Raw genomic sequence first — 7,964 nt, 5'->3', positions numbered from 1 at the left:
TAGATGAGTTTGATTTTGATATGAACTTACTCGATGAAAATGCACTGCCAGTGAATCCACTGAAGAGCGTAGTAAATCAATAAAATTCAATAATGCAAAGTGCCTGCAGTTTAGGCGCTTTTATTGATACAAAATTAGTTTGGAGTCCTGCTTGAGCAATATTAAGCGGGCTTTTTTATGGGTGTAATTTAAGCTCGGGGATAATGACGACTAATTTGATGGTACAGCTTTGTTTCTTTAATTAGAGTAGCTGTCATTTTTGTATTTCGAACCAAGCAGCATGCAGCTTCCTAACTATAGCGAAGTAAATCCACGACCTATATTAAAAATATTTCCAGTCGCACAGGCGATAGCAGCATATAGGGAGTTAGCTCCGCTTCCTCTATGAACTTCCCAAGTGCAATCAGAACATCACAATTACTCATCAATCGCTTATGTTTAAAGCGCTATAACGCGGAAAGGGTATAAAACGTGAAGTTGGATTTTGTCTTGCAAAGATGTAAGACCTGACATTATTTATGAGCCTATATTTTTAATAATCGCTAGTTCCGCGAGTAGTGCACTTAGCATTTGAATTCGCGTATACTGTTTAATTGGAACTGCAAATATCAATTAATTAAAAAATGAGTAAGATTATGAGTACCGGAACAGGGAGCTTAAACGTACTGAAAGATGAGTTAGAGGGGTTGTTAAAAAAAGGAACGATTGATAATGATCGTTTAATTACTCTGGCACATCTAATAGCAGGTATGGAAGAAAATAAAGTCCGATTTTCAATTGATGCAGGTGTTATTGACCGGTTAGGGCAAGAGTTAGTTGCGCGTCAAGAGACCGCTGTTTCAGAATTAGTAAAAAATTCATATGATGCTGACGCTACTGAAGTAACACTTTCATTTGTGAATTCAAATAATATCGGTGGAATATTGATTATTGAGGATAATGGAAGTGGAATGACAAGAGATGAACTTGTTAATGGGTTTATGAAAATATCTTCTACAGGTAAAGTTCATGAGCCTGTATCACCACTATATATAAGGAAAAGAGCTGGACAAAAAGGTATTGGTAGATTTGCGGTTCAAAGATTAGGTGATCAATTAGTTATTTCAACTCAAGTTAAAAACTCCACTGATGCATTAACTCTTAATATCAATTGGAATGACTATGAACAAGACACAAATTTACTCTCTATCTCAAATGAATTAGAAGTAGTTGATAAAAAGAGAGAACATGGCACAACACTTGTTATCTCGGGCCTAAGAGATAAATGGACTTCAGCTGCTATTAAAAGGGTTTATAAATATGTATCTGACATTATTCAGCCTTTTCCACTAGCTACATTACCTGACAGTGGAAACACTATAGTTGACCCAGGGTTTAAAGCTTCTTTCGAAAAGGTAGAAAATAATGAAAAAAAAGTTATTGCCGATGAATCTATTATGGTTTTACAGCATGCATTAGCTGTTTTTGAAGGGTATATTGATGAGTCGGGTATAGGCATATATACACTAGACAGTGATAAAATAGAACTAAATGAAATAGGTGAGATAGGCAATGATCCTGATAATAAAACTATTCCATTTTCTCTATTAAAAAATATTAGATTTAGAGCTTATTATTATATTTATGGAAATAATTTAATACCTAAAGGGCAAGAGACAAGTATTCGAAACTTGGGACGCAAGGAAGGAGGAATTCGTCTATATAGAAATGGGTTCAGAGTACTTCCTTATGCAGAGCCAGGAGATGACTGGTTGAAACTAGACCAATCAGCAGGAAAAAGAAGTTTATTAGCCCCACATAGCAATAATAACTTTTTTGGTTTTGTTGAAATGAAAGACCTTGATAATCAATTTAATGAAACGTCTAGTCGAGAAGGTTTAATTAAAAACGATGCGTTTATCCAATTACAAAACTTTGTTTATAGAACAATCATGACAGGTGTTGTTAAAGTCGCAAGTGTCCGTAAATCAAAAATAACTACCAATCAACAGCTAGACGAAAACGGTCAATGGGAAGACTTAGAGGTAAGAATTCAAAATATTGCTTTAACCTTAGATGAGCTAGATCGGGAGCTTGATGAAGACGGTACTGGCATAGAAGCTAGAACTCGTCGAAAAAAGAAAATAAAAAAAGTAAAAAAAGAGATCGAAGACGTAAATAAGCTTCAACAAGTTGAATTGAAAAAATTAATAAAAGAACGATCTATGTTGAGAGTGTTAAGCAGTGTTGGTTTAACTATATCTCAATTTATTCATGAAATTAAATATTATATGGATAATATTCAGAGTGATATTCGCTATGTAACAGATGCCGTTAAAAATGATGAAAAATACTCTTCTAGAATGGCTACTCTTACAGATAATTTTACCACATTTCAAACATACACTTCATATTTCAGCGACGTCGTTTCACAAAATGTAGTTCGAGAACTTGAACCACAAAATTTAAAGTTTATTGTACAAAAATTCACTAAATCAATCTTAAATGACTCTAAACGAGCAGGTATCGAAATTATAGAGCCTAAGTTCAATAAACTTAGGTTGATTACTAAACCTATGCATCCTTCTGAGTGGTCATCCATCTTGTTTAATTTATACACCAATTCTAAAAAAGCTATAAAAAGGGCTAATAGTAATGGCAAGATATTTATTGAATGTGGTGAAGATAATGAAGTTATATATTTAGAATTTTCCGATAACGGAGATGGAATTGAAAAAGATACTGAAAATATGGTTTTTGATGAATTTTATACAACAACCTCTTCAGTTAATTTTGATGATCTTGATAGCCAGAATGAAATATTAGGCACTGGTTTAGGCTTGAAGATAGTAAAAGATATTATTAAAAGTTATCGCGGAGAAATTTCAGTTGTATCTCCAAAAAGTGTTTATTCAACATGCTTTAGAATAGAAATCTCAAAAGCATCTGAAAAGGAATTAGATAGTAATGGCATATAATATATTGTACATCGAAGATGGAAATCCTGAATCAACCATTTCTGATTTGAAGAAATGCAAAGAGCTAACTGTTGAATATCATGACCCCTTAGATTTTGAAGGTTCAATAGCAGCAGCCACAGCTACAAGTGTAGACTTATTACTACTCGACTTTAGACTTTCAGATAAAAAAGGAGTCATCTACGATGCCCCAACATTAGCACAAACATTGAGAACACAGCATAGCAAAACTCACAGAGATATACCGATAGTTTTAATCTCAAGCGAAGACAAAATAAGTGGTTTTTATAAAGATTATACAAGTCAAGATCTATTCGACTTCGCAATATCAAAAAAAGCCTTATCTGAGCAACACGACAAATATACAGGAAGAATGAAGAGTTTAATTAGTGCATATTCAATGCTTGCTACATCAAAAAGTGAATGTTCTGCAATTTTTTCAATGCTAAAGATTCCCCCTATTATTGAAGAAAAATTTGATGTGAGAGTCAAAGATATTCTTGAAAGTAATAAAATTAGAAATAATATTTTTATGGCTAGCGATTTCCTCTTAAATAGAATAGTTAAACCATCAGGGTTATTAATTGGAGAGGATATTTTGGCCGCAAGGCTAGGGGTATCTCTTTCATCAGAAGATTGGCCAGATTTACTAGCTATGTTAGGTGATTATAAATACTCAGGGGTTTTTGCTGACACATACAAACGTTGGTGGTTTAGTGGAGTCGATATGTGGTGGAAATCAGTATCTCCAGATCACCCTTCGCTAAAAAGGTTAAGAGCTACTCAAAGAGTTGAAATATTAAAATCAGTGCTTGGTATTGTGAACATAAATGCAGCCGAAAAAAGCCTTTATTCTCAGAGTGACTATTTTTGGACAATTTGCAATCAAAGTTTAAGGCCATTAGATCCAATAGATGGGTTCGAAAAAAATGTAACCAAAGATCCTTGGATTGACAAAACATATTTTTCGGCTGAAGGAGCTTCGAGTTTAGAGTCTCTAAATGACATCGCTACAATTGATAGAAAAAGATACCTAGCATTTACGGAGTAATACTTTCCATGGATATTTGGAGTAACAAATTAATCACTAGAGATCTGGTAGACTTAGTTGAGGTTGTTCGGCGTCACGATCAAAGATACACATTCGACATTGATAAACTGACAGCTCTAGCCGAATCAATGGAGCAGCTAGATTACTGTAAATTAGAGGATGTTGAAATTGAGTTTAGACTTTTCAAACCAATTGCCAAAACGTCACCTAAAGTGGACTCTATAAAAATAAACTTACACCATGCGATTTCAACAGACCCAAGTATTGATGCCTCTAATCAAGACCCTATCAATAATTATAAATTTGATATGATGGTAACAGGATTTAGTGAGAGTCAAAACTTTGTTAACTGCTGGCATTTAGATTGCGATAGATTTTATGATGACGATGGAAAAGTTATTGAAATGACTGGTGTTCAGAAGTTCACGCATCCACTATATCATTTTCAATTTGGAGGTGACAAAATGGGTATACAAAATTCAGGTGAAATTTTACTGTTAGCAGCTCCAAGAATACCTCACCCCCCGATGGATATATTTTTATCTATCCACTTTATTTTGAAAAATTTTTATAGTGCTAAAGAAACAGCATATTCTTTTATCCAGGATTTATATAGTGATGATGATTATAAACTCATTATTGATAGAGCTAAACAGCGCATGTGGGCTCCGTATTTTAAAGGTTTAAGCTCTGATGATAATAAACACCAAGATTTTAATATGTCGAAATTATTTCCTTTAGCGGTTCATGACTAAAATATGAAAAAAGAGCTATTTCGCTTTCTGAAAGAATATACTACTAATGTTGAGATTATTAATAAACTGATAGTCTCATCTTTTTTATTATCGAAAAGTATTAAAAAGGTAAAAAATAAGCATATAGGATCTCTATTGATTAGAGAGGGAGATGATGAGTTTTCAAAATTAGAGTTGTTTAATAGCAAATTTAAAATAGATACACTTGAAAAAGTGATTGAGGCATTCGAATATGTGATATCTCCAGAAGATAAAGTCGTTTCGGGGGCAGTTTATACTCCAAGTAATATAAGAGAATTTATTCTTGATGATATTTTTTCAAAGATAAATAACTTTGAAAACATAACTATATGTGATCCTGCTTGTGGGTGCTCTGGTTTCTTATTCTCAGCTATCCAGAAAATCAGATTGGTAACGAATAAAAACTACAAAGATATAATTGAAAATAATATCTTTGGGTTGGATATTAAAGATTATGCGATTGAAAGGTCAAAAATTCTTTTAACTTTACTTACAATTGATAATGGTGAAGAGTATGAAGAAATTTCGTTTAAATTTTTTGTAGGTAATGCTTTATCTAACCACTGGAAAGAATATATTGATGATTTTAAAGGTTTTGATGTTGTGGTTGGAAACCCTCCATATGTTTGTTCTAGGAATATCGATTCAGAGTCTAAGAACCTTCTAATGAACTGGAGCGTATCATCAACAGGCCATCCTGATCTTTATATCCCATTTTTCGAGATCGGCATGACTATATTGAAAAAAAATGGTTATTTAGGTTTTATAACTATGAATTCTTTTTATAAGAGTTTAAATGGGCGAGCTCTTAGAGATTACCTTTCTATTGAAAGTTATAAGCTAAAGATTATTGATTTTGGAAGTAACCAAGTTTTTACTGCGAATAATACCTATACATGTATTTGTTTATTGCAAAAAAAGAAGGAGGATTTTGTTTTTTTTGCGTCATCGAATAAAGGTGAATTGTCTGATTTAGTATATTCAAGTATTCCTTATTTATCTTTGAATAATTATAATGGTTGGAATTTAAAATTTCATCAAGTAATTAAAAAGATAGAGAGTATAGGAAAACCATTTTCTACTTTGTTTAAGACTAGTAGTGGCATTGCTACACTTAAAAATGATGTATATATTTTTGACTCTGTTTTTGAAGATGATGATTTCTTCTATATTGATGAACAGACTCCAATAGAAAAAAAAGTCTGTAAAGAAGTTTTAAACACAAATAAACTTACTAAGATAACTAATTTAGAATTACTAAAAAGAAAGGTTATATTTCCTTACTTTTATCGTGGTAACTCTGCATTTTTAATATCTGAAAGTGATTTTAAAAAAAATTACCCTAATGCTTATTCATACCTTCTCAGAAATAAAGATTTACTTTCTACTAGAGATAAGGGAAATGGCAAATATGAAGAGTGGTTTGCTTATGGACGAAATCAGTCATTAGAAAAATATAAATTTAAGCTTTTCTTCCCTCACATAGCACCTAACTCCCCTAACTTTGTCATTAACAATGATGAGGAGCTTTTTTTTCATAATGGCTTAAGTTTATTAGATAATGACCTATCGAAAATAAAGCTTGCTCAGAAGATAATGAGCTCACGTTTGTTTTGGTTCTATATTGAAAGTACAAGCAAGCCTTATGGAGCTGGTTATATGTCACTAAGTAAGAATTACATAAAATCATTTGGTATTTATGATTTTACAGTTGAAGAAAAAAATTGGCTTATAAATGAAGAAAGGAGAGATAAGATAAATGAATTTATTGAAAAAAAATATGATATTAAGTTAGAGGACATTTGTTAACTATAAACAGCAATACACAGACACCCATCTCAAATTTTGTACTTTTTATGGTTTCAAACTAGACTTCATTTAATATGAAATTTAAGCAGGATGTTTTATGGCGATTGCAAGAAAGCGTCAGATTAGTTTGGCTGATACGCGATATTATCACTGTATTTCACGCTGTGGACGCCGAGCCTTTTTATGCTGAGAAGACCATTTTACAGGTCAGCCGTATGAGCACCGCAGAAGCTGGGTTGAAGATAGATTACTTGTATATTTTGCATAGATGTGTGTGCTTATGCTGAGATGAGTAATCACACTCATCGAGTACTGTATGTAGATGATAAAAAGGCCAATAGGCTTAATGATAAAGCCATTATTATTCGTTGGCATAAAGTGTGTAATGGCACGTTATTAACGCAAAAATACCTGCAAGGTGAAAAACTCACTAAAGCAGAGCTTATCTTTTTCAATCAAACAGTAAAACAATACCGAGAGCGGCTATCTAGCATCAGTTGGTTTATGCGCTTGTTAAATGAAGATATTGCGCGCAAAGCAAATAAAGAAGATAACTGCACAGGCAGGTTTTATTCGCTGCCATCCATGGCGCTCACCCTTCGGGCCGCCTAAGGCGTTCAAAGTTGTTCCTTACAACTTTGTGGGAAGGACGCTTTAAGTCACAAGCACTTCTTGATGAAGCAGCATTGGCAGCCTGTATGGCGTATGTTGATTTAAACCCTATCAGGGCCAAAATGGCAAACACGCCAGAAGAGTCATCACATACAAGTGTTCAAGCACGAATAAAAAGCGCAACAGAAGGCAAGCAACCAAAAAGGCTATTGCGCTTTGCCGGCATTCCACGTCAAATCATGCTAAAGGGATACCGTTTGAACTTAAATCCTACCTTGAACTGGTTGAATTAACAGGGCGTTGTATACGAGAAGGCAAACGCGGGTACATTGAAAGCACACATTTACCTTTACTAGAAAGAGTCAATATTTCCCTAGAAAACTGACCACGCAATTCACACACGTATTTCATGGCGCAGTAGGTAGGACGACCTCACAAGAAAGTTACTGCGAACATTTGAACAGAAAGCGACGTAGCAACGTCAGCAACAGCGAAAAGTTACTGGCATAAAGTTAAAAGTCTTGAATAAAGAATTACAACTGCAATCATGCAGTCTTTTTTATGCGTGTAATTTAGATTTAACAGTGAAAGATGCTTGCTTCATGAATGATGTGCGGGTGATGATATAAAAAAGAGATAAGTTTTTAGCCCAAAAGAGTAATCTTAGTAGCACAGTTTTATTTACTCAATTAAAGTGGCTGTCTAGTTTATTGCGATTATTAGATACTGCGTTTAAAAAGCAAATTACGCATTTGGTTA

The 7,964-nt window shown here is 33.5% G+C and carries 4 protein-coding genes and 1 pseudogene; all 5 read left to right on the top strand.

From position 1 onward, the window contains the following. Positions 1-635: 635 nt before the first annotated feature. The 5 genes and pseudogenes from B5G52_RS21550 to B5G52_RS21530 all read left to right on the top strand — a co-directional run bounded on the left by B5G52_RS21550 (position 636) and on the right by B5G52_RS21530 (position 7,715). Positions 636-2,957, top strand: coding sequence for an ATP-binding protein (locus tag B5G52_RS21550; protein ID WP_176372605.1), 2,322 nt, complete (start codon positions 636-638; stop codon positions 2,955-2,957). Beyond that, on the top strand, positions 2,947-4,008 hold the full coding sequence (locus tag B5G52_RS21545; protein ID WP_087534692.1) for a hypothetical protein: 1,062 nt from the start codon (positions 2,947-2,949) through the stop codon (positions 4,006-4,008). Before B5G52_RS21550 ends, B5G52_RS21545 begins: the two co-directional genes overlap by 11 nt. A gap of 8 nt (positions 4,009-4,016) precedes the next feature. Further along, complete coding sequence (locus B5G52_RS21540; protein ID WP_087534691.1) at positions 4,017-4,763, top strand: hypothetical protein; 747 nt, start codon at positions 4,017-4,019, stop codon at positions 4,761-4,763. A 3-nt stretch (positions 4,764-4,766) separates the two neighbouring features. Continuing rightward, positions 4,767-6,593, top strand: coding sequence for an N-6 DNA methylase (locus tag B5G52_RS21535; RefSeq protein ID WP_087534690.1), 1,827 nt, complete (start codon positions 4,767-4,769; stop codon positions 6,591-6,593). A gap of 97 nt (positions 6,594-6,690) precedes the next feature. Further along, positions 6,691-7,715: pseudogene (locus B5G52_RS21530) on the top strand (transposase). Positions 7,716-7,964: the final 249 nt, after the last annotated feature.

Source organism: Pseudoalteromonas sp. A601 (genome assembly GCF_002165575.1).
Taxonomy (GTDB): Bacteria; Pseudomonadota; Gammaproteobacteria; order Enterobacterales; family Alteromonadaceae; genus Pseudoalteromonas.
This window is presented reverse-complemented; position numbering and strand designations above follow the sequence as displayed.